This window comes from Streptomyces violaceorubidus (assembly GCF_000717995.1).
GTDB classification, from domain to species: domain Bacteria; phylum Actinomycetota; class Actinomycetes; order Streptomycetales; family Streptomycetaceae; genus Streptomyces; species Streptomyces violaceorubidus.
The window spans coordinates 1-628 of the sequence record NZ_JODM01000146.1; the positions used below are offsets into that span (position 1 = coordinate 1).

At 69.7% G+C, this 628-nt stretch carries 2 protein-coding genes; one reads left to right on the plus strand and one right to left on the minus strand.

Features of this window, described 5'->3' with window-relative positions; all coding sequences use genetic code 11:
* On the minus strand, positions 1-279 hold a 279-nt coding region (locus IE94_RS40175; RefSeq protein ID WP_157849456.1), incomplete at its 3' end, for a hypothetical protein.
* A gap of 63 nt (positions 280-342) precedes the next feature.
* Between IE94_RS40175 and IE94_RS40740 the strand changes: the two genes are divergently transcribed.
* On the plus strand, positions 343-628 hold a 286-nt coding region (locus tag IE94_RS40740; RefSeq protein WP_209441120.1), incomplete at its 3' end, for a hypothetical protein.

Below are 628 nucleotides of genomic sequence, written 5' to 3' on the forward strand. Positions count from 1 at the left end.
GGTGGGGGCGTCTGCGTCGCTCGTCACGGAGCGGGTGAGGTCCATGGCGGCATCGGCGGCGGGCGTGATGTCGGACTCGGGTGACCTGTTGCTGTCGGCGGTCTCGGGTGCAGGGGAGTGTTCTGACGGGGCAGGTCGTGATCCCGCTATGGGTTCGTAGGTGTCGAGGACGGCTTGCAGCCGGGAGTGTTCCGCGGAGCCCGGGGTGAGCCGGCTGAGCCTTTCCCGCAGGATGCGCTGGTTGAGCGTGTCCGTTGCCTCGTCCTGGGTGCCGGCCATCGCCACCCTCGTCGGGGGCGTACGTTCTGCGGCCGGGCCGGGATGCTGCGGGGTGCGGCCTGGATGACCAGCGGTGAGTGTCCCGGTTCGGGAGCGGTTGCTCAGCAGGAGAGCGGCGATCCGGGCGGCCTGTTCGCTGAGGGGTTCAGCTCTCTGCCCGGTCGTGAGCCGGCGGTAAGCACGCTGTACGTCCTCGGCTGTCGCTCCCCGTCCCGGGGGCAGACGCCTGGCCGCTTCGGACACCGAAGTCTCCTCGTCGGATGCAACGAGTGTGTCGTCGGAGTCCGACAGCGTGTCGACGACCGTGACGGCATCGTCCAGCTCCGACTCCGACTCCGACTCCGGCTCC